General features: G+C 61.8%; 18 protein-coding genes. 2 read left to right on the plus strand and 16 right to left on the minus strand.

The window, feature by feature from the left end:
- Positions 1–59: 59 nt before the first annotated feature.
- From JOY50_RS22935 to hmpA, 16 genes are all read right to left on the minus strand, one after another.
- Entirely contained in the window at positions 60–2,585 is a 2,526-nt protein-coding gene (locus JOY50_RS22935) for a TonB-dependent receptor (protein WP_243055895.1), read from the minus strand.
- Between the two features lie 76 nt (positions 2,586–2,661).
- Entirely contained in the window at positions 2,662–3,633 is a 972-nt protein-coding gene (locus JOY50_RS22940; RefSeq protein WP_243055897.1) for a FecR domain-containing protein, read from the minus strand.
- The gene (locus JOY50_RS22945; RefSeq protein ID WP_132846396.1) at positions 3,630–4,157 is read right to left on the minus strand and encodes a sigma-70 family RNA polymerase sigma factor; all 528 of its coding nucleotides are present in this window, start codon (positions 4,155–4,157) and stop codon (positions 3,630–3,632) included. The genes JOY50_RS22940 and JOY50_RS22945 overlap by 4 nt, the downstream gene beginning before the upstream one ends.
- Positions 4,158–4,213: 56 nt before the next feature.
- A complete protein-coding gene (locus JOY50_RS22950) occupies positions 4,214–4,777 on the minus strand; it encodes a GNAT family N-acetyltransferase (protein ID WP_012270565.1) in 564 nt (187 codons plus the stop codon).
- 195 nt (positions 4,778–4,972) lie between these two features.
- The gene (locus JOY50_RS22955) at positions 4,973–5,224 is read right to left on the minus strand and encodes a DUF3077 domain-containing protein (protein ID WP_138737751.1); all 252 of its coding nucleotides are present in this window, start codon (positions 5,222–5,224) and stop codon (positions 4,973–4,975) included.
- The gene (locus JOY50_RS22960) at positions 5,221–5,442 is read right to left on the minus strand and encodes a hypothetical protein (RefSeq protein WP_132846394.1); all 222 of its coding nucleotides are present in this window, start codon (positions 5,440–5,442) and stop codon (positions 5,221–5,223) included. The genes JOY50_RS22955 and JOY50_RS22960 overlap by 4 nt, the downstream gene beginning before the upstream one ends.
- Before the next feature lie 319 nt (positions 5,443–5,761).
- The gene (locus tag JOY50_RS22965) at positions 5,762–6,145 is read right to left on the minus strand and encodes a YkgJ family cysteine cluster protein (RefSeq protein ID WP_026034689.1); all 384 of its coding nucleotides are present in this window, start codon (positions 6,143–6,145) and stop codon (positions 5,762–5,764) included.
- A 126-nt stretch (positions 6,146–6,271) separates the two neighbouring features.
- Entirely contained in the window at positions 6,272–7,399 is a 1,128-nt protein-coding gene (locus JOY50_RS22970) for a hypothetical protein (protein ID WP_132846392.1), read from the minus strand.
- Between the two features lie 215 nt (positions 7,400–7,614).
- Complete coding sequence (gene alaC, locus JOY50_RS22975; protein WP_019473730.1) at positions 7,615–8,823, minus strand: alanine transaminase; 1,209 nt, start codon at positions 8,821–8,823, stop codon at positions 7,615–7,617.
- 334 nt (positions 8,824–9,157) lie between these two features.
- The gene (gene cyoE / locus JOY50_RS22980) at positions 9,158–10,045 is read right to left on the minus strand and encodes a heme o synthase (protein ID WP_243055898.1); all 888 of its coding nucleotides are present in this window, start codon (positions 10,043–10,045) and stop codon (positions 9,158–9,160) included.
- An 11-nt stretch (positions 10,046–10,056) separates the two neighbouring features.
- On the minus strand, positions 10,057–10,389 hold the full coding sequence (cyoD, locus tag JOY50_RS22985; protein ID WP_016484943.1) for a cytochrome o ubiquinol oxidase subunit IV: 333 nt from the start codon (positions 10,387–10,389) through the stop codon (positions 10,057–10,059).
- Positions 10,389–11,015 (minus strand): cytochrome o ubiquinol oxidase subunit III, encoded by a 627-nt coding sequence (gene cyoC / locus JOY50_RS22990; protein ID WP_016484942.1) that lies wholly within the window; start codon positions 11,013–11,015, stop codon positions 10,389–10,391. The genes cyoD and cyoC overlap by 1 nt, the downstream gene beginning before the upstream one ends.
- A gap of 3 nt (positions 11,016–11,018) precedes the next feature.
- Entirely contained in the window at positions 11,019–13,037 is a 2,019-nt protein-coding gene (cyoB, locus tag JOY50_RS22995; protein ID WP_019473729.1) for a cytochrome o ubiquinol oxidase subunit I, read from the minus strand.
- 3 nt (positions 13,038–13,040) lie between these two features.
- Positions 13,041–13,985, minus strand: coding sequence for a ubiquinol oxidase subunit II (gene cyoA / locus JOY50_RS23000; protein ID WP_016501430.1), 945 nt, complete (start codon positions 13,983–13,985; stop codon positions 13,041–13,043).
- A 559-nt stretch (positions 13,986–14,544) separates the two neighbouring features.
- Positions 14,545–15,051, minus strand: coding sequence for a disulfide bond formation protein B (locus JOY50_RS23005; protein WP_019473728.1), 507 nt, complete (start codon positions 15,049–15,051; stop codon positions 14,545–14,547).
- A gap of 449 nt (positions 15,052–15,500) precedes the next feature.
- Complete coding sequence (gene hmpA / locus JOY50_RS23010; RefSeq protein WP_243055899.1) at positions 15,501–16,679, minus strand: NO-inducible flavohemoprotein; 1,179 nt, start codon at positions 16,677–16,679, stop codon at positions 15,501–15,503.
- A gap of 154 nt (positions 16,680–16,833) precedes the next feature.
- Between hmpA and norR the strand changes: the two genes are divergently transcribed.
- Both norR and JOY50_RS23020 read left to right on the plus strand, forming a co-directional pair.
- Positions 16,834–18,390, plus strand: coding sequence for a nitric oxide reductase transcriptional regulator NorR (gene norR / locus JOY50_RS23015; RefSeq protein ID WP_138737748.1), 1,557 nt, complete (start codon positions 16,834–16,836; stop codon positions 18,388–18,390).
- 190 nt (positions 18,391–18,580) lie between these two features.
- On the plus strand, positions 18,581–20,474 hold a 1,894-nt coding region (locus JOY50_RS23020), incomplete at its 3' end, for an Ig-like domain-containing protein (RefSeq protein ID WP_243055901.1).

Genomic DNA, 20,474 nt, shown 5'->3' on the forward strand with positions numbered 1-20,474 from the left:
CCTGGAGGAAACGGGACAGCCTACGACCATAACCCAGGCCCTGCCCCGCTTCCAGACCCTCAATAGGTGCCGCGCAGGGTTACCATGAAGTTACGTGGTTCACCGTAGAAGTTGCCATAGGTCGAAGTACCCACAGTTTCGTAGTACTTCTTGTCGAACAGGTTGTTGCCGTTGAGCGTGACGTTCCAGTGATCATCAACGCGGTACTCGACCAAGGCGTTCCAGATGGCATAGCCGCTCTGATCGAAGTCGAAGGGCACATTGCGCTCCGCCACTGCGCCATTGCTGTCATAGCGGTTCACCGTCCCAGAGGTGTAGGTGGCACTTTGCACCTGCACGCCGCCGCCCACCTTGAAGTCACTGAAGATGCCCGGCAGGCGGTAGGTGGAGTAAAGCTTGAACAGGTGCTTGGGCATAACCGTGCTCAGCGGGGCGTCGGCGCTGCGGTTGCGATTGAGGTTGAAGGTGTAGCCACCCACCAGCATCCAGTCTGGCAACAGCTCGCCGGACAGCCCCATGTCGATGCCCTTGCTCACTACCTTGCCATTGGACACGTAGCAGCAACTGCCAGAGAAGCCGGCATTGGTCGCCGCGAAGTTCGGGTCCTGCACCGCCTCGTTTTCGCGGGTGGTGTAGTACAGCGCCAGGCTGGCGTTGAGCGCGCCGTTGAACAGTTCGCCCTTGAGGCCGGTTTCGTAGGTTTTGCCGGTCATGGGTTCAAGCGGCGAGCCTGTTCCTGCCGGGCCGCTGATCCTGCTGGACTGGGGTTTGTAGATTTCCGAGTAGCTGGCATAGGCCGACCACTGATCGTCCAGGTCGTAGACCAAGCCACCAAACGGCGTGACCTTGGTGCCGATGCGCTGCTCGGGGCTGGAAATGCTGGCCGGCGTCACAAGGTTGTTGGTGTAGGTCTGCCAGAAGTGGAAGCGCTGGGCACGTGCACCGACTATCAGGTGCAGCGGCTCGGCAAGCTGCAGGCGCAGGCTGCCATACAAACCATACTGGCGCTGCGAGTTGGGGCTGTAGTCGCGCTTGTAGTCACGCCCATTGCCAGGGTCGTCAAAGGCCGAACTGTCGGGGTCAAACACGTTGGCCGGCGAGCCCGATGCAGCAAATGGCGCGGTGCCCAGCCAGCGGCTGTCAATCTTCTGGTAGTCGGCGCCGAACACCACTTCATGGTTCAGGCCAAAGGCCTGGAAGTGGCCTGAGACATTACCGTCGTAAAGGTGCTGCTCGTTCTCCTGACGGGACGAGGTGCCGTACCAGGTCGCCCCGGTATTGGTCACCGGGTCCACCGCATTGAGGGTGGTGGCGCTCTTGAACAGCCCGAGGTCCCAGGTGTTGGTGTAGCTGAGGTTGAGCTTCCAGTCGTCGTTGAAGCGGTGGTCGACCTTGGCGAAGTACTCGCGTGCGGTGGCATCGAGGTAAGCCCAGTTCCGGGTCAGGCCGGTATGCCGTGGCAAGTTCAGGTCGGCACCATTGCTGTAGCGGGGCACCGCGCTGTTGGTGCCATTTTCGTGGGACTTGTTGTAGCGGGCACCGAAGGTGAGCATGGTGTCGTCGGTGACGTCCGCTTCAAGCACACCGTACACCAGCGGGCGCCCGGTGGAGCGGTTGTCCGTGAAATACTGGCGATCGGTGTTGGACATCACCAGACGTCCGCGCAGGCGGCCATCCCAGCCTAGCGGGCCGGAGAGGTCGAACTCCTGGCGGTAGTTGTCCCAGCTGCCGGCCGACAGGGTCAGCTTGAGCTGGTTGTAGGCAGTCGGCCGCTTGCGCACCATGTTGATGATGCCGCCCGGGTCGCCCGAGCCGCCATACAGCGCCGCGGTACCGCGCAGCACCTCGATGTGGTCGAACTCGGCCAGCTCGAAGATGTTCGACGAATAGAACGAGCCCATCGCGGTACCCAACGCCTGTGGCGCAGCGCCGTCGATCTGCAGGTTCTGGATGCTGAAACCGCGCGAAAGGAAGTCCTGAGTGCGGAAGGTGGTGCTCTGGGTGACGATGCCCGGCGTCACTTTCATCGCCTGATTGATGTCGGTCAGTTGCTGGTCTTCGATCAGCTGTCGGGTCACCGTCGACACCGATTGCGGGGTCTGGCGCAGGCTGGTCGGGGTTTTGGAGCCGACGCTGATCAGGCCCGGGGCATACGAGCCGGTGTTCTCGGTGCTCTCACCCATGCCTTGCCCGGCCACGGTGGTAACGCCCAGTTCCATCGCGTCACCGCTCACGGCCGCCTGCGGCTCGGCCACCAGCCGGTAGCCGTTGTCGCTGCGCTCCACCCGGTAACCACTGCCAGCCAGCAACACGGCAAAACCGCTGTCCACCGAATACAGGCCGTGCAGGCCACTACTTTGCAGCCCGGTCAGCGCTTCGGGGGTGAAGGCCAGCGGCACGGCGGCTTGCTGGGCATACCTGCCAAGGGCCTCGGCCAGGTTGCCGGCGGGCACGTCGAAGCTACGGCGGGCGGCCTCCTCGGCCACAGCCGGCAGGGCTGCAACGGATAGGGCCAGCCCAGCGCAGGAAAGGCGCAAGGCCAGGGCTAGCGGGCTGAGGACAGGGTGGCCAGGGAATCGGCGCATGGTGGATCGGCTCCTTGTTCTTGATCGGTTGGCCTCTTGTTTGACGGGCCACTGCGCAGAAGCGGAACCACCTTTATCAATTTTCTCGCGGGGCTGGCTCGACCGTGGTCCACCAGCGGCCAAAACCGCCGATACGAATCGGCAGCGCCTCGGCCAGCAAGCGCAGGGCGCGCTCGCTATCATCCAGCGGCAGCACCGCCGAAACCTTGATGGCCTGCATGGCCTGGCGGTCGAAGCGCAGCACGCCGCGCCGCTGTTGCGACAACGCGTCCAGCACCTGATCGAGCGGCACGCCTTCGGCCACCAGTTGGTGGTGCTGCCAGGCCCGGTCTACCCGCGCCGGGTCGATGGCCGGTAGCGGTCCAAGCCCGTCGCGTGCCACCCAGGCGCGTTCACCCCGCCCGGCGACCAGCTGATCACCGGACACCGCACTGCGCGCCTCGACCCTGGATTCGAGCATGGTCAACTCGCTGCGTGCGTTACCTTGGCTGACCACGAAGCGCGTCCCCAGCGCCTTGAAGCTGGCCTCATCGGTTAGCACCACGAACGGCCGCGTCGGGTCATGGCTGACATCCACCAGCACCTGGCCATGCAGCAGGCGGATGCGCCGCTCGCAAGCGCTGAATTGCACATCCACGGCAGAATTGCCCGCCAACGTCAGCTGCGAGCCATCTGCCAGGGTTTCGCTGTGCCACTCGGCCGGCGCGGTGTGCAGATCGGCCAGCCAGTCCGTTGGCGATACCCCGGCAAACGGCAAGGCGCCCAGCAACGAGGCCGCCAACACTAGGCCGAGCAAGGTCCGCCGCGCCCCCGAGCGTGGCGTCGAAGGCTGTAACCCGGCGCGTAACCCGGCGCCTACCGGCCCGCGTTGCTGACGCAGCGCCTGGACTTGGCTGATCACCCCCTGCATGCGGCGCAAGGTGGCGCCGTGGCGCGGGTCGGCCTGCAGCCAGGCCTCAAGTTCGCACGCATCAGCGGCATCCAGTTCGCCTTCGCCCAGGCACAGGGCCCACTCGGCAGCCTCCTGTTCGATGCGGGACGGGTTCACGATGCGGCAATGTCCAGCGTGCGGTGGCAGTGGATAAGCGCTTGGGCCAGGTACTTGCGCACCATGCGCGGGGAAATCTGCAGCCGCTCGGCAATCTGTGTCTGGGTCAGGTCGTCCAGGTAGTAACCCACGAACGCTTCACGTGCATTCACATGCAGGCCTTCGAGCAGGAAGGCGATCTGCTCCAATGCCTCAAGGGTGATGAGGATGCTCTCGGGGGACTGGTGCCCTTCCAGCGCCTCGGCAGCCTGGGCCAGTTCACCGAGGTAGGCCGCTTCGATCTGCTGTCGGCGTACCCGGTCGATCAGCAGCCGGCGCGCCGTGGTGCTGAGGTAGGCGCGCGGCTCGCGCATGCCCAGCAGGGCATCACGCGAAGCCAGGATACGCACGAAAGTGTCCTGGGCCAGGTCGGCCGCGCTGTGCGAACAGCGCAGCTTGCAGCGTAGCCAGCTGAACAGCCAGCCGTGGTGCTCGCTGTACAGCTGTTCAAGCGGGTACGGGCTGGTTGAGTCGGCTACGGGCATGGGATACCGGGACACAAGTGAGAATTGTTCCCGAATAGTAGCTATTCGCCGTAAGACTATGCAACAGGTGGTTCAAGCAACAACCCGTAGATACCCGAGTCGGACAGCTCACCGGCGACGCACCAACGCGCCCGCAGCGTGCCTTCAAGCACGAAACCTTGGCGTTCGAGGGTACGCGCCGAGCCCTGGTTACGCGGGTCGATCTCCCCTTCCAGGCGGCGCATGTGGAGGGTGTGAGCGAGATAGTCGATGAAGCAGGTGAGCGCTTCGTCCATGTAGCCCCTGCCCTGCACGGCACTGGCCAGGCAGTAGCCGATTTCGCCGCGGCGGGACACATCGTCGATGTTGAACAGCTGCACCATGCCGATGAGCTCACCATTGTCACGGCGATACATGCCGAGCTTGAGCTGGTCGCCATTGGCATAGGCTTCGCGGTCCGCGGCCAGGGCGCTTTCGGCTTCGGCCAGGTCTTGCCAGGGTGCATGGTGCCAATAACGCATGACCTCGGGGTCGGCCATGATCGCCAGCCATTGCGCGGCATCGGCATGGCGCATGGGGCGCAATTGCAGACGCGGGCTGTCGAGGCAGAGGTCACTGGGGAAACTGCGGGGTGGGGTCACGCCGGATCTCCTGTCCATTGCTGGGGAGATGACAGTTTAACGTCAAGTGCAGGGTTCAGGCAGCCCGGGGCTGCTTTGCAGCCCATCGCTGGCAAGCCAGGCTCCCACAGGGATCGTGCAAGGCTTTGGGCCTGTGGTGAACCTGTGGGAGCCTGGCTTGCCGGCGATGAGCCGCAAAGCGGCTCCAAATATCGCTCAGGCGCCTCGGTTCAAGCCCATTTCCATGTCATTGATCAGCGCTTTGGCCATGGCACTGAGAATCCGCGCTGCGCTGCCGGCGATCTTGTCGCCCTCCATCTCGGCTTCCTCGTTGAGGTGCTTGATGCAGCCGATCAGCACCGACAATTCATCGAATGCCAGATCAAGCGGTACACCTGGCTCTACCCGGTACAGCTCAAGGAATTTTTCCACGCCTGCGGTGGTGCCGGATTTGAGGTGGTTGGTCATGCCTTTGCCTCCAGCGCTTTCATATGGGCTAGCAGGGCATGCAGCTGGCTGGTCTGGGCCGACATGGCTTCGAGCGATGAAGCACGCAAAATCGGCGCTTCGGCGTCGAGATAGTGGATGATAATGCTGGAGAGGGTGTCCATGACCTGGGTGGCCTGGGACTTGGCGGCTTGATGGGTAAGTGCTGTAACAGAAGGATCAGGTGCGAGTTCAGTCATAGTCATCTCGGAAGTATTCTCAAAGGCACCCCAGAACGACGGGCTTCTCACACCCGGTAGCCAATTACGGCGACGCTGGAACGGTATCTCTGAGGTAGGTACTTGCCTATCAGACGGCATCCGACTGAGGTCGTAGGATAATTCCCAATCCCTGGCAACCTGAAGCATTTGGTTTCAGGTTCAGAATTTTCTTACAGCTGATGGCCCTATCGCCGGCAAGCCAGCTCCCACCAGATCACCACAGAACCTAAGCCTTGTGCAGTACCTGTGGGAGCTGGCTTGCCGGCGATAGGGCCAGTCCAGGCGAGCAAAAAGGGGTTCAGGCCACCTCAGCCCCATCATCCGGCCAATGCGGCTCGTTGGCCCCTGGCGGCGTCAGTGGTGGCAGCCCATACGCCGCCCGCGCATCGTCGCAGCTGGGGTTATGCACCCCACCCTCCCACGATGCATCGAACTCGCGGCAAGGGCTGGAGCGGTTGGCGTAAATGGTACAAGCGACTTCCTTGCCTATTTCGCCCTCAAGGCTGACGCATCGGCAAGGCTTGGCGTCAGTGCCGATCATGGCAACGCGGGTGGGGTTGATCTGTACCACCAGGTCGTCCGGCACAAGGCCCCCGGCAGACTGGCATTCGCCCCAGAAGAAAGACACACGGAAGTACCCGCAGCAGGCGCCGCAGTCAAGGCAAGGGTTATATTCAGACATGATGCCACGGAGGGAAGGTTGTTGTTATCGGGGTTGGCCCGCGGCGCCATTCTCAATCGAACCCGGGGCGGCTGGATAGAGGGTGCATGCAAAAAAAATTGCCACTGATCCGGCCGGCCGCTTCATTCAGCGCAATGCCTTGTAGGTGGAGGCATCCCAACGCTGCAGCGCCAGGCCTTGGGTGGGCTCATAGTCATCACCACACACCTTGCTGAAGTACGTGCGGGCTTCGCCGCAATGCACCAACCGGTCGTGCTTTTCACCCTCGGTCAGCACCGTGTAGGAGTTACCGCGCATGGCTTGGTACTGTGCTTCGGCTGCGGCCATGGCCTGATGACATTGCATCAACTGGCTGTCATTCAAGGCCAATCGCTTGCCCAGTTGAACACCCCAGCGGGTCAGGCACACTTCGGCGAAATGGCGCACGATCAGCCCGGGTTCCTTTAGCACCTTGCCGTCGCTTGCACCATCGACCGATGCGTTACCGACCAGCGTGGCATGACGCCCCGGCATCGGATAAATACAGATTTGCGTGCTACTGGCGACTGACGGGATCACGCAGGCAAACCCTTTGGAACGCTCATCCCGCGAGTAGAAGCCGACATATTCACGCACGTTTTCCGCCAGTGCGATGCGCTCGGCTTGCACATTGCCGACACCAGGCACCGGGTCGATTGCAAAAATATTGACCGGTACGTTACGCAATACCGGGTCTTTCGCCATGGCGTTTGCCAGCATGTGGCAGCTGATGCCTCCGCGGCTCCAGCCCACCAGGTTCACCTGGGTCGGAATGCGCGGCTTGCGGAACATGCTGATGATGCCCTCTTGCAACGCTTGCGGGGTTGGGTGGCGGTCACCGTAGTCGTAGGTACGCCAGAACCAGGAGGCCGTGGAGGAAGCTTCCGGAACAGGCACGCCTGCGTTCTTCAGCCGCTCGTATTCTTCCTCGCTCAGCTTGGTGCGCTGCCAGCTGCTTTCGCCTTTGATCACCTGCAGTACATGGTTGACGTTTTCTTCCCAGCCGCGGCCGAACAACTGGCCGGTCCAGTTGAAGTAGCCGCCGGGTTCGACGAACAGCTTGTCATCCTGAAGGTTGCCGCTGCCGGGGCCGTCAACGGCGATCCAGTGGGCGAATTCGCGGCCTTGGTCATTGCTGGCCAAGGTCGAGACCAGCTCGCCGTTCCAGAAGTTGGGGTTTGCGTCGTCGAAGCGATGCGAGCCGGTGCCGCAGAAGTAGGCGGTGAACACACTCATGGGTGGGTCTCTGTAATGAGAAATGAGTGCTGAAGATAGGCAGGCTGATCGGTGAAACGCAGGCGGAAAGCTCGCCCTGCTGCAAAATCGAGGGGCTGTTTTGCAGCCCATCGCCGGCAAGCCAGCTCCCACAGAGCCCCCACAGGTCGTGAGAGCGGCGCCGCACCTGTGGGAGCTGGCTTGCCGGCGATGGGCCGCAAAGCGGCCCCAAGCGCTTACTTGCGGGCCAACCCGTCAGCCCGGAACATCTGCCGGATGCCGCGAATGGCCTGGCGAATACGGTCCTGGTTCTCGATCAGGGCAAAGCGCACATGGTCATCACCATATTCGCCAAAACCAATCCCCGGCGACACGCACACCTTGGCCTCGGCCAGCAGTTTCTTGGCAAACTCCAAAGAGCCCATGTGCGCATACTGCTCAGGGATCTTGGCCCACACGTACATCGATGCCTTGGGGTTCTCGACCATCCAGCCCAGTTCGTGCAGCCCTTTCACCAGCAGGTTGCGGCGCTGGCGATACTGCTCGGCAATGTCCCGTACGCACTGCTGGTCGCCTTCCAGCGCGGCAATGGCCGCCACCTGTAGCGGGGTGAAGGTGCCGTAGTCGTGGTAGCTCTTGATCCGCGCCAGGGCGCTGACCAGCTCGGGGTTGCCGACCATGAAGCCGATCCGCCAGCCTGCCATGTTGTAGCTCTTGGACAGGGTGAAGAACTCCACTGCAATGTCCTTCGCCCCCGGCACCTGCATGATCGACGGGGCTTTCCAGCCGTCATAAACGATGTCGGCGTAGGCCAGGTCATGCACCACCAGCACGTCGTACTGCTTGGCCAAGGCCACCACACGCTCGAAGAAGTCCAGTTCCACGCACTGGGCGGTGGGGTTGGACGGGAAGCCGAGGATCATCATCTTCGGCTTGGGGATCGACTCGCGGATGGCCCGCTCGAGTTCGTTGAAGAAGTCCACACCGGGTACCAGCGGCACCGAACGCACCTGGGCACCGGCGATGACCGCACCGTAGATATGGATGGGGTAGCTGGGGTTGGGCACCAGCACCGTGTCGCCCTGGTCGAGCGTGGCCAGCATCAGGTGGGCCAGGCCTTCTTTCGAGCCGATGGTGACGATGGCTTCGCTTTCCGGGTCGATGTCGACCTCGTAGCGTTCCTTGTACCAGTTGGAAATAGCCCGGCGCAGGCGCGGGATACCGCGAGAGGTGGAATAGCCGTGGGTATCTTCACGCTGGGCAACCTGCACCAGCTTCTCGACGATGTGCGGTGGGGTGGCGCCGTCGGGGTTGCCCATGCTCAGGTCGATGATGTCCTCGCCACGGCGGCGGGCGGCCATCTTGAGCTCGGCAGTGATGTTGAAGACGTAAGGGGGGAGACGATCGATGCGCGCAAAGCGGCGCGGCGAACCTGGGTTGGCCATGGCTTCCTCTGAGTACGTAAGCGCCCGGAACCGTCCGAGCGACGTTGGCCGATGTGGCGGCCTGAAACAGAAGATAATGCCGAAACGTGATTTCTGTAAAGGGCAAAATCCTGTTTTGTTAAATGTTTTCAGATCTATTGTTTGAAAATTTGGATTTTATGTTTTCCAGTGCCGGCCCTTTCGCGGGTAAACCCGCTCCCACAGGGACCGCGCCACATGCAAAACCGGCGCTGTAGCTGTGGGAGCGGGTTTACCCGCGAAGAGGCCGGCACAGGCAGACAGGCATAAAAAACCCCGGCACATGGCCGGGGTTTTCGTGAAACAGGCAGCAGTATCAGCGTGCGTAAGTCATCAGCACGTCCGCAGCGGTCTGGCTGTCCACACCCATCATCACGCTCAGGGCGGTAACGATGAGGATGGAGAAGCCGAACACCTTGCGGGCCCACTTGCTGTCGTCCTCGGCCTTGTAGCCACCCCATGCCATATACAGCCAGTACAGGCCCATGGCAGCTGCCACGGCCAGGTAGCCGAGGCCGGCGTAACCGCCGAGGGTAAGCATCAAGGTGGCGAGCACGAAGGCCAGCACGTACAGCACGATCTGCTTCTTCGCCGCGAGGATGCCACGTGCCACCGGCAGGACCGGAATGTTGGCAGCGCTGTAATCCTTGAAGCGGAAGATGGCGATGGCAAAGCTGTGCGGCATCTGCCACAGGCTGAACATCACCAACAGGGTTACCGCAGCCAGGTCGAAGCTGTTGCTTACGGCGCAGTAGCCGATCACCGGAGGCATGGCACCCGACAGGCTGCCGACCAAGGTGCCGTGCACCGATTTACGCTTCAGCCACAGGCTGTAGAAACCGACGTAGACGATGAAGCCTACAGCTGCGCAGAACGCCGACAGCGGGTTGGCCTGGACATACAGCAGGCTGAAACCCGCCACCCCGAGCAGGGTGGCGTAGATCAGCGCGAGGGGCAGCGACATGCCGCCCTGCACCATGACGCGGTTCTTGGTGCGCTCCATCTTGTGGTCGATGTCACGGTCAATGCAGTTGTTGAACACGCATCCGGACGCAACCACCAGCGAAGTACCGATCACCACCGCCAGGAACAAGGCGAAGTCCACATGGCCCTTCGAGGCAAGGAAGAAACCGCCTGCCACGGAAAGCACGTTACCGAAAATGATCCCCGGTTTGGTGATTTGGATAAAGTGCTTAACGGACATGCAGTCTTACCTCACTTGGCCATCATTTCGATGTGGATGTTGAACATGATCCACAGCGACAGGCCGACCAGCAGTGCAATTACCAGTACGGTGAACAGGAACGTCGACACGTTGTTGCGTTGCTCTTTCGAGCGGTCCATGTGCAGGAAGTACACCAGGTGTACAACTACCTGGATCACGGCCATGGCAACAATGATCAGAACGGTCAGGTTCTTCGGCAGGCTGGCGGTCATGGCCAGTGCGAACGGAATCGCAGTCAGGATGATCGACAGGACAAAGCCGATCATGTACGACTTGACGCTGCCGTGGTTACCTTCGTGATGAGTGTCGTGTGCGCTAGCCATTACAGAACCCCCAGCAGGTAGACGACGGTGAATACGCAGATCCAGACCACGTCCAGGAAGTGCCAGAACAGGCTCAGGCAGCTCATGCGGGTCTTGGCGGTCGGCGTGATGCCATGCTTGTTGATCTGGTACATCATGATTGCCATCCAGATCAGGCCGGCAGTCACGTGCAGACCGTGGGTACCTACCAGGGCGAAGAACGCCGACAGGAAGCCACTGCGCTGCGGGCCGAAGCCCTCGCTGATCAGGTGATGGAATTCATAGATTTCCATCGCGATGAAGCCTGCGCCGAACAGGAAGGTCACAGCCAACCAGCCCAGTACGCCAGCTTTCTTGCCATCGAACATCTTCAGCATGGCGAAGCCGAAGGTGATCGAGGACAGCAGCAGGAACAGCGTTTCAACAGCTACGAAGTCGAGCTGGAAGATGTCATGACCCGACGGGCCGCCGGCAAAACTGCCGGACAGCACCGCGTAGGTGGCGAAGAGCGACGCAAACAGGATGCAGTCGGTCATCAGGTACAGCCAGAAACCCAGTACGGTCATCTGGCCCGAGTCGTGGTGGTGGTCGTCATGCCCATGGTCGTGACCATGAGCAGCGCCGCCGTGCATTACTTGACTGGACATTGATTACACCCGCTCAAACGATTCGACACGTGCGCCGGCAGGCAGAGCACCTGCTTTGGCCAGCGCTTTCATACGCTCGCCTTCGATGCGCGCCACTTCTTCGGCCGGAACCATGTAGCCCTGATCGTCACGTGCAGCGTGGCGAACGAAGACTGCGATGGTTGCCAACAGGCTCGCGCCCACCAGCCACCAGATGTGCCAGATGAAGGCGAAGCCGAACACGGTCAGGAACATACCCATGAACAGACCGGTGGAGGTGTTGCTCGGCATGTGGATCGCTTCGTACTTGGCCGGGACCTTGTACGCAACACCGGCTTCCTTGGCTTCGTGCCAGGCGTCCAGACCAACTTTCTCAGGCATGTGAGCGAAGTTGTAGAACGGTGGTGGCGACGAAGTGGACCACTCGATGGTACGGCCGCCCCATGGGTCGCCAGTGACGTCCATGTTGTCTTTGCGGTCGCGAACCGACACGTAGATCTGGATCAGCTGGCAAGCGATACCGAACAGGATCAGCACGGCGCCGACAACGGCTACGTACAGGTAGGGTTCCCACAGTGGGTTGTCGGAGTGGTTCAGACGACGGGTCATGCCCATGAAGCCCAGGGCGTACAGCGGCATGAACGCAACGTAGAAGCCCGACAGCCAGAACCAGAAGGCAGCTTTGCCCCACTTCTCGTTCAGGGTGAAGCCGAAGGCTTTCGGGAACCAGAAGGCGAAACCGGCGATGTAGCCGAATACCGCGCCACCGATGATCACGTTGTGGAAGTGCGCAATTACGAACAGGCTGTTGTGCAGAACGAAGTCAGCACCTGGAACGGCCAGCAGTACGCCGGTCATGCCACCGATGGAGAAGGTGACCATGAAGCCCAGGGTCCAGAGCATCGGTGCGGTGAAGCGCACACGGCCTTGGTACATGGTGAACAGCCAGTTGAACAGCTTCACACCGGTCGGGATGGAGATCAGCATCGTCGCCAGGCCGAAGAAGGTGTTGACGCTGGCGCCGGCACCCATGGTGAAGAAGTGGTGCAGCCATACCGCAAAGCCGAGGATGGCGATCGCGCCCGATGCGTAAATCATCGAGTGGTGGCCGAACAGGCGTTTGCCAGAGAACGTCGAGGTAACTTCCGAGAACACGCCGAAGGCCGGCAGGATCAGGATGTAAACCTCAGGGTGACCCCACGCCCAGAACAGGTTGACGTACATCATCGGGTTCCCACCAAGCTCGTTGGTGAAAATGTGGAAGTCCAGATAACGGTCAACAGTCAGCAGAGCGAGTGCAGCAGTCAGAATCGGGAACGAAGCAACGATCAGTACGTTGGCCCAGGTGCAGGTCCAGGTGAAGATCGGCATGTCCATCAGCTTCATGCCAGGTGCGCGCATCTTCATCACGGTGACGAGGAAGTTCACGCCGGTAAGCGTCGTACCCAATCCGGATAGCTGTAGCGCCCAGATGTAGTAGTCGACACCTACCCCAGGGCTGTACTGAATGCCTGCGAGCGGCGGATAGGCAACCCAGCCGGTCTTGGCGAATTCACCAACGCCCAGCGAGATGTTGACCAGCAGCACGCCTGCCAGCAGCAGGTAGAAGCTCAGGGAGTTCAGGAACGGGAAGGCAACGTCACGTGCACCGATCTGCAGAGGAACCGCCAGGTTCATCAGGCCGGTGAAGAACGGCATCGCCATGAAGATGATCATGATCACACCGTGAGCGGTGAAGATCTGGTCATAGTGTTCAGGCGGCAGGTAGCCTTCGGAGCCACCGGTAGCGGCAGCCAGCTGGGTACGCATCATGATGGCGTCGGCAAAGCCGCGCAGCAGCATGATCATCGCGACGATGATGTACATCACGCCGATCTTTTTGTGGTCGACAGTAGTCAGCCACTCGCTCCACAAGTAGGTCCACTTGCGGAAATAGGTGATAAGACCGACGACAGCGATACCGCCGAGCGCGATCATGGCAAGCGTCACCATGACTATCGGCTCGTGATAGGGTATCGCCTCCAGGCTTAGTTTACCGAACATCTCTTACTCCTCTGCACCGGCAGCTGGTTGCATACTCGATTCCACACCCTTGGTTGTGGCCAGATCTTTGCTGCCTGCTTCTTCGTGGACCGGCTTGCCGCGGTTCATGCCTTCGTACTTGTCGACGATGGACTGGAACAGCTCTGCTGGCGCCTCGCTGTACAGCGCGACTGGGTTGTATTCGCTAGGTTTGGCCAGAGCTTCGTACTCGGCTTTGCCCAGTTTCAACGGCGACTGCTTGACCTCGGCGACCCATGCATCGAAGTCAGCCTGGGAAGTGGCAGTAGCCTTGAATTTCATGCCGGTGAAACCAGCACCGCTGTAGTTGGCGCTGATACCGTCAAACACACCGTTTTCGTTGGCGATCAGGTGCAGTTTGGTGGTCATGCCGGCCATGGCGTAGATCTGGCCACCCAGGCCTGGGATGAAGAACGAGTTCATCACGGCGTCGGAGGTGACGCGGAAGTTCACCGGGGTATTAGCCGGGAAGTTGATCTTGTTGACGGTGGCAATGCCCTGTTCCGGGTAGATGAACAGCCACTTCCAGTCCAGCGCGACCACGTCGATCTGGATCGGCTTCACGTCCGAGTCCAGCGGACGGTAAGGGTCCAGCTTGTGGGTGGAGTGGTAGGTGACGTAACCCAGGGCGATGATGATAAGGATCGGGATGATCCACACCGCAGCCTCGATCTTGGTCGAGTGCGACCAGTCAGGGGTGTAGGTGGCAGCCTTGTTGGAAGCACGGTACTTCCAGGCGAACGCCAGGGTCATGATGATCACAGGAATGACCACCAGCAGCATGAGGCCGGTAGCGATCAGGATCAGGTTCTTTTGCTCAATGCCGACCTGGCCCTTCGGGTCGAGCAGGGTCCAGTTGCACCCACTGAGTAAAAGCATGCCTAAAAAGGGCAATATGCCAAACAGTCTGGGGTAACGCTTTTTACTCATCTCACGACCTCTAGATCAGCTTGCTTCAATGCAATTTGTGTTTTGGTAGCCAACACTTCGTCCTGCCAAGTGAGGCATTTTGCGCCCGTACTCGCTCCTGCCTGGGGTCCGACTGCAGGACCTTGGCTTCAAGCGTGTTAGCGGTGCTTATGGTTTCGTAGGCAACAGGCCTGTACTTCAGACCAAGTCCATTTGGTGCGGGAAAACGCGGAGGGGGGTCCGCCCGGTATCGCCGTTGGGCGAAACTTGACGAAGTCAGCAAAAAGGAGCGCTGGGGCTTCCTTCAATCCTGCGACTCGCAAGCAGTGCCGAACGGAAATTGGGGGCGATTGTAGTGAGGTCGCCAACCCTTGACTATGACTTATTGAGCAACAGTCTTTTACAGAATGCGTAACAATGCTGCTCAATAATTCAACTTCGCGACAGTTTGTCGCACCCCGCTTGCTAGGCCTCAAAGCCGCATTCTGCAAGGCTTTGTGGTTGATCTGAGTCAAGCGGTGAGCGACATTTCCCTCTTCTCATGCGGTGTAAAAGACCCCATGCAATTCGGGACTTTTGTCTAAGCCTGGCGCCGGTTGCGGTAGATGCCGAGCGGTACCAGGATGGCGGTCAGCACGAACGCCACGAGCGCCCATTGCGCCAGCGACAAACCAAGGAGTGGCGGGTACGGCGTGCTGCAGAAGCCGTCGACCTGGAACGCCAGCGGCCAGAGTTTGGCCAGCGGCAGGTCATCCACGATTGGCTGGAGGGTGTCGATACCGCAACTGACCATGGGGTTGGCGAGTATATACACATGGTTGCCGGCCGCAATGATTCCGCCAATTGCGCTCAGCACCACCAGTGCCTCGAAGAAGGTCAGGCTGCGGCGCCCTGGCATCGCTGCAGCGATAAAGGCAAATATGGCAATGAACAGCAGCGCGTAACGCTGCAGGATACACAGCGGGCACGGTGCCTCGCCCAGCACCACTTGCATGTAAAGGGCGCCGCCGATCAGCGAGAGGCAGATCAGGCCCAACAGCACCAGAAAGCGCCGTTCCCGATTCAGGCGCGATGTTTGTTCGTTCATTGCCGGTTCCTTCGATGGATAGTGGCAGCGTGGTCCGCCTGCCTGAGCGCAAGTCTACACGCTGGGCAGGGCCTTTGAGCGTGCCGAGGAAGCGGCGTGATAGCACTGCGCAGGGCTATCCGGTGTGGCTGAGACCGGCCGCAACAACGTCGGTTCAACGCCGGGCGGCAAAAAAACGGCTGCCCGGGTGCCGCGCAGGGGCAAGCCCCTCGACACCCGGGAGTGAAGGATACCGTGATTAAAGGAGGATTAAAGATGAAAGCTGAGCAGGCGCTTTTCATCTCTCCTTATATATAGGCAGGAAGGAGTACTGTGGCTGGAATACACATTTGTGCCTGTACCGGCCCCTTCGCGGGCTTGCCCGCTCCCACAGGTACCCACAGCATTTGAAACTGTGGAGTACCTGTGGGAGCGGGCAAGCCCGCGGAGGGGCCGGTACAGGCGTTACATCACTCCAGGGCAGCCGCCGGCCCGAAGAACTCGTAGCGGCTCTGCTGCTCCGGCACACCCAGGCCCTTCAACTGGCGCTTCACCGCCGCCATGAAGGCCTTGGGCCCAAGGAAGTAGGCATCCACATCACGTTCCGGCGGCAGCCACTCGGCCAGCAGGTCCTCGCTCAGCAGGCCGACAGCATCGGCCTCGGCGCCACCCGCAGGCTCCGCATAGCAGTAGAAACGCTTGAGCTGCGGATGACGCGCCGCCAGGCCATCGACCCAGTCACGGAAGGCGTGCACCGCACCGTTACGCGCACAGTGGATGAAATGCACCTCGCGCCGGGTTTGCAGCGCCGCCTGCAACATCGCCAGGGTCGGCGTGATGCCCACGCCGCCGCTGATCAGCACCAGCGGCTTGTCGCTGGCTGCCAGGGTAAAGTCACCCGCAGGCGGGAACAGTTGCAGGGTCTCGCCCACCACCAGCTTATCGTGCAGGTAATTGGAAACCTTGCCGCCCACCTCGCGCTTGACGCTGATGCGGTACTCCTTGCCATCACACAGCGCGGACAGGGAGTAGTTGCGGCGCTGTTCAGCACCGTCAATATCCAGCTTAAGGCCGATGTACTGGCCTGGCTCGGCCTTGAGCACCGGTTTGCCATCCACCGGAGCAAAGTAGAACGAGACGATCTCGCTGCTTTCCTGCTCGCGGCGTACCAGGCGGAATGCGCGGGTACCGCGCCAGCCGCCCTCGGCCTCTTCCTTCTGTTTATAAAGGTTTTCTTCAGCGCCAATCAGGATGTCGGCCAGCTGACCATAGGCCGCGCCCCAGGCGTCGATCACCGCAGGGGTGGCGATTTCCTTGCCCAGCACTTCCTCGATGGCGCGCAGCAGGCAGCTGCCGACGATCGGGTAGTGCTCCGGCAGAATCTGCAGGGCAACATGCTTGTTGATGATCTGCCCGACCAAGCCGCCCAGCTGCTCCAGCTGGTCGATGTGGCGGGCATACATCAGCACGCCGTTGGCGAGTGCGCGTGGCTGGTCACCACTGGCCTGGTGGGCCTGGTTGAACAGTGGACGGACCTCTGGGTACTCGTTGAGCATCATCTTGTAGAAGTGGGTGGTCAGTGCTTCGCCGCCGCTTTCCAGCAGGGGTACAGTGGCCTTGATGATTGCACGTTGTTCGGCATTGAGCATTGCAACAACTCCTGAGCCTGTGGCTTCAAATGACTGCCCTTGCCATTTCAGCAATCGTGCCAACTTTTATCGCCAGCAAAATCAGGGGTTTGACACAGGTCATGTCAAAACGACCCACCCCGGCGTATAGTCATATCGACCTGTCGGAGTCTTTATGACCACAAAGCCATTGCTCACCGCCTTGCTGCCCCTGGTCAGCGACCTGTCCCGCGATTTGCCCGACCAGGAACGCTACCGCCGCCTGTTGCAGGCCATGCGCGGCCTGCTGCCGTGCGATGCCGCCGCGCTGCTGCGCCTGGATGGTGAATGGCTGGTGCCGCTGGCTGTGGACGGCCTGAGCCCCGACACCCTGGGGCGGCGCTTCCGGGTCAGCGAGCACCCGCGGTTCCAGATTCTGCTTAGCCGACCGGAACCCACTCGATTCGCCAGCGACTCCGATCTACCCGACCCCTACGATGGCCTGGTCAACGCGCCGGATGCCGACCTTGAAGTGCACGACTGCATGGGTTGCCCGTTGATGGTCGATGAACGCCCTTGGGGCCTGGTCACCCTCGACGCCCTCACCCCCGGGCAGTTCCAAAGCCTGGAACTGGATGCCCTGCAGGCCTTCGCCAGCCTGGCCGCCGCCACCGTTACCGTGGCCGAGCGCATCGAGCACCTGGCCCTGCGCGCCGAGGACGAACACCACCGCGCCGAGATCTACCGCCAGGCCAGCGGCCAGGATAAAGAACTGATTGGCCAGAGCCCCGCGCACAAGCGCCTGGTAGAGGAAATCCGCCTGGTTGGTGGCAGCGACCTGACCGTACTGATCACGGGCGAAACGGGGGTCGGCAAAGAACTGGTGGCCCAGGCCTTGCACCAGGCCAGCAGCCGCGCCGACAAGCCGCTGGTCAGCCTGAACTGCGCCGCCCTGCCCGACACGCTGGTAGAAAGCGAACTGTTCGGCCATGTACGCGGTGCCTTTACCGGTGCGCACGGCGAGCGCCGCGGTAAGTTCGAACTGGCCAACGGCGGCACGCTGTTCCTCGACGAAGTGGGTGAACTGCCACTCACCGTACAGGCCAAGCTGCTGCGTGTGCTGCAAAGCGGCCAGTTGCAACGCCTGGGCTCGGACCGCGAGCACCGCGTGGACGTGCGCCTGATTGCCGCCACCAACCGTGACCTGGCTGCAGAAGTGCGCAACGGCAACTTCCGCGCCGACTTCTATCACCGCCTCAGCGTGTACCCGCTGCATGTGCCGCCCTTGCGCGAACGTGGTCGAGATGTATTGCTGTTGGCTGGCTACTTCCTCGAACAGAACCGATCACGGCTGGGCCTGAACAGCCTGCGCCTGAGCCACGACGCCCAAGCCGCGCTGGTCGCCTACGACTGGCCAGGCAACGTGCGCGAACTGGAGCACCTGATCGGCCGCTCGGCACTCAAGGCACTGGGCCAACACCCTGATCGGCCACGCATCCTCACCCTCGAAGCCATCGACCTGGACCTACGCGTGTCCCCAGCAACGCCAGGCACGTTGCCCTCCCCCACAGCCCCGTCACACGTAGCCACCGTGCCGGAAGGCAGCCTGCGCGAAGCGGTCGATATCTACCAGCGCCAGGTGATCGAAGCCTGCCTGCAACGGCATCAGGAGAACTGGGCAGCAGCGGCTCGCGAACTTGGCCTGGACCGCGCAAACCTGAGCCGTCTGGCCCGCCGGCTGGGGCTTCGCTGAGGCCTCTCTACCAAAGGATTAACCCAGAAAGCCATCTGGTTGCTTCCCCACCGGCTGCTATATCTCCCTAACCACCCGTTTCTCGACTGCCTGGTCGAGACTGTGCGTAAAAACCCTGAAAGGGCTCTGTTACGCCGGTTGTGGCCCGAACAGTCGGGCCGGGGGATCCGGACACCAGCAGGGAGCATCCATGGACAACATCGTCGTCGCTGATAAGCAATCCGAAGTCGCCACTCAGAGCGCCTGGGGCAATATCAATCTCAAAGGGCCAGGCGTCGTGCAGATGCCGGTGTCTCCCGACAAGGTGGCCACCGTTACCCAGCGCGGGCAGGACCTGATCGTCACCCTGAAGTCGGGTGAAAAGGTCACTATCGGCAACTTCTTCGCCGTGGACCAGGCGGGGGTTGGCAGCGACATCGTCTTCGTCGGCGAAGACGGCACCCTGTGGCACGCCCAGTACGATGCGGCAGCGTTCACCGGCTTCACCTTCGAAGACGTGGCCTCGCTGGACGAACTGGTCGCGGGTATCGGCACCGCCGGCAGTGCCATGCCAACCTGGGCGATTGCCGGGCTCAGCCTGCTCGGCGTGGGCGGTGCAGCAGCAGCGGCAAACAACGGCGGCGGTGGCAGCAGCGGCGGTTCCGACCCCGACACCACCGCACCGGCCACCCCCATCGACCTGCTGGTTTCGCCGGATGGTCTGCGCCTGACCGGCCGCGGCGAAGCGGGCACCACGGTGAACATCCGCGACGCCGCCGGCAACCTGATCGGCAGCGGCACCGTGGGTGCCGATGGCAGCTTCAACGTGACGTTGAACCCGCCGCAGGTCAACAGCGAAAACCTTGAAGTGACCCTGACCGATGGCGCCGGTAATGCCTCGGCCCCAGGCACCGTCACCGCCCCGGACGCAACCGCGCCACTGGCACCGACCGACCTCGCCATCAATGAACAGGGCACCACCCTTACCGGTCGTGCCGAACCTGGCTCGACGATTTCCGTACGCGGCACTGGCGGCGTAGTGCTGGGCACCGCGGTAGCGGGTGCGGACGGCCAGTTCAGCATCACCCTGCAACCGCCACAAACCGACGGCCAGGCCCTGGAAGTCAGCGCCGCGGACGCAGCCGGCAATACTTCGCCAGCTGCGGGCATCACGGCACCGGACGTCGACAACCCTGACACCACCGCCCCAGACCAGCCAACCGACCTGGCCCTGGCGAACGGTGTAACCCTCACCGGTCGCGGCGAGCCCGGCGCCACCGTGCAGGTGCGCGATGCTGCCGGCAACCTCATCGGCAGCGGCCTGGTCAACGCTGACGGTACCTTCAGCCTCGCCCTCTCGCCTGCCCAGGCCAACGGCGAAGCCTTGGACATTCGCCAGGTCGATGCCGCAGGCAATAGCTCGATACCACTGGAATTCACCGCCCCGGACATCACCCCGCCTGATGCCGTCACCGACATTCTGGTCGGCGCGGGAGGCACGGCCCTGAGCGGGCGTGGCGAACCTGGCGCCACCGTAGAAGTGCGCGATGCCGACGGTAACGTCATCGGCTCTGGCGTGGTGAGTGCCAACGGTACCTTCCTGATCGACCTGGACCCGGCGGTGCAGCCGGGCGCACAGCTGAGCCTGGTGCAGGCCGACCCGAGCGGCAACGCTTCCGTGGCAGTCGAGTACGACGTACCGCTGACCACCGCGCCAGACAGCCCGAGCAACCTGGCCATCGATGCCGACGGCACCACCCTCACCGGTTCCGCCCCTGCGGGTACCCGCGTGGAGGTACACGATGCCAACGGCACCCTGATCGGCAGCGCCATCGCCAGTGCCGATGGCACGTTCAGCATCGAGCTGAATCCTGCTCAAGCCAACGGCGAACTGCTGGATGTCGTTGCCATCGATGACAGTGGCGTTTCTTCGTTGCCGGCGCAGGTCACCGCACCGGATATCACCGCGCCTGCCGCCCCGACCGAACTGGCTGTCAGCGCGGATGGCACCGTGCTCACTGGCCGTGCCGAACCGGGCAGCACCGTGCGCATCGTTGCTGCCGACGGCAGCGAACTGGGCACTGCCGTGGTCGGCCCGACCGGCG

Origin of the sequence: Pseudomonas sp. BP01, assembly GCF_022760795.1 — a bacterium.
GTDB lineage: Bacteria > Pseudomonadota > Gammaproteobacteria > Pseudomonadales > Pseudomonadaceae > Aquipseudomonas > Aquipseudomonas putida_Q.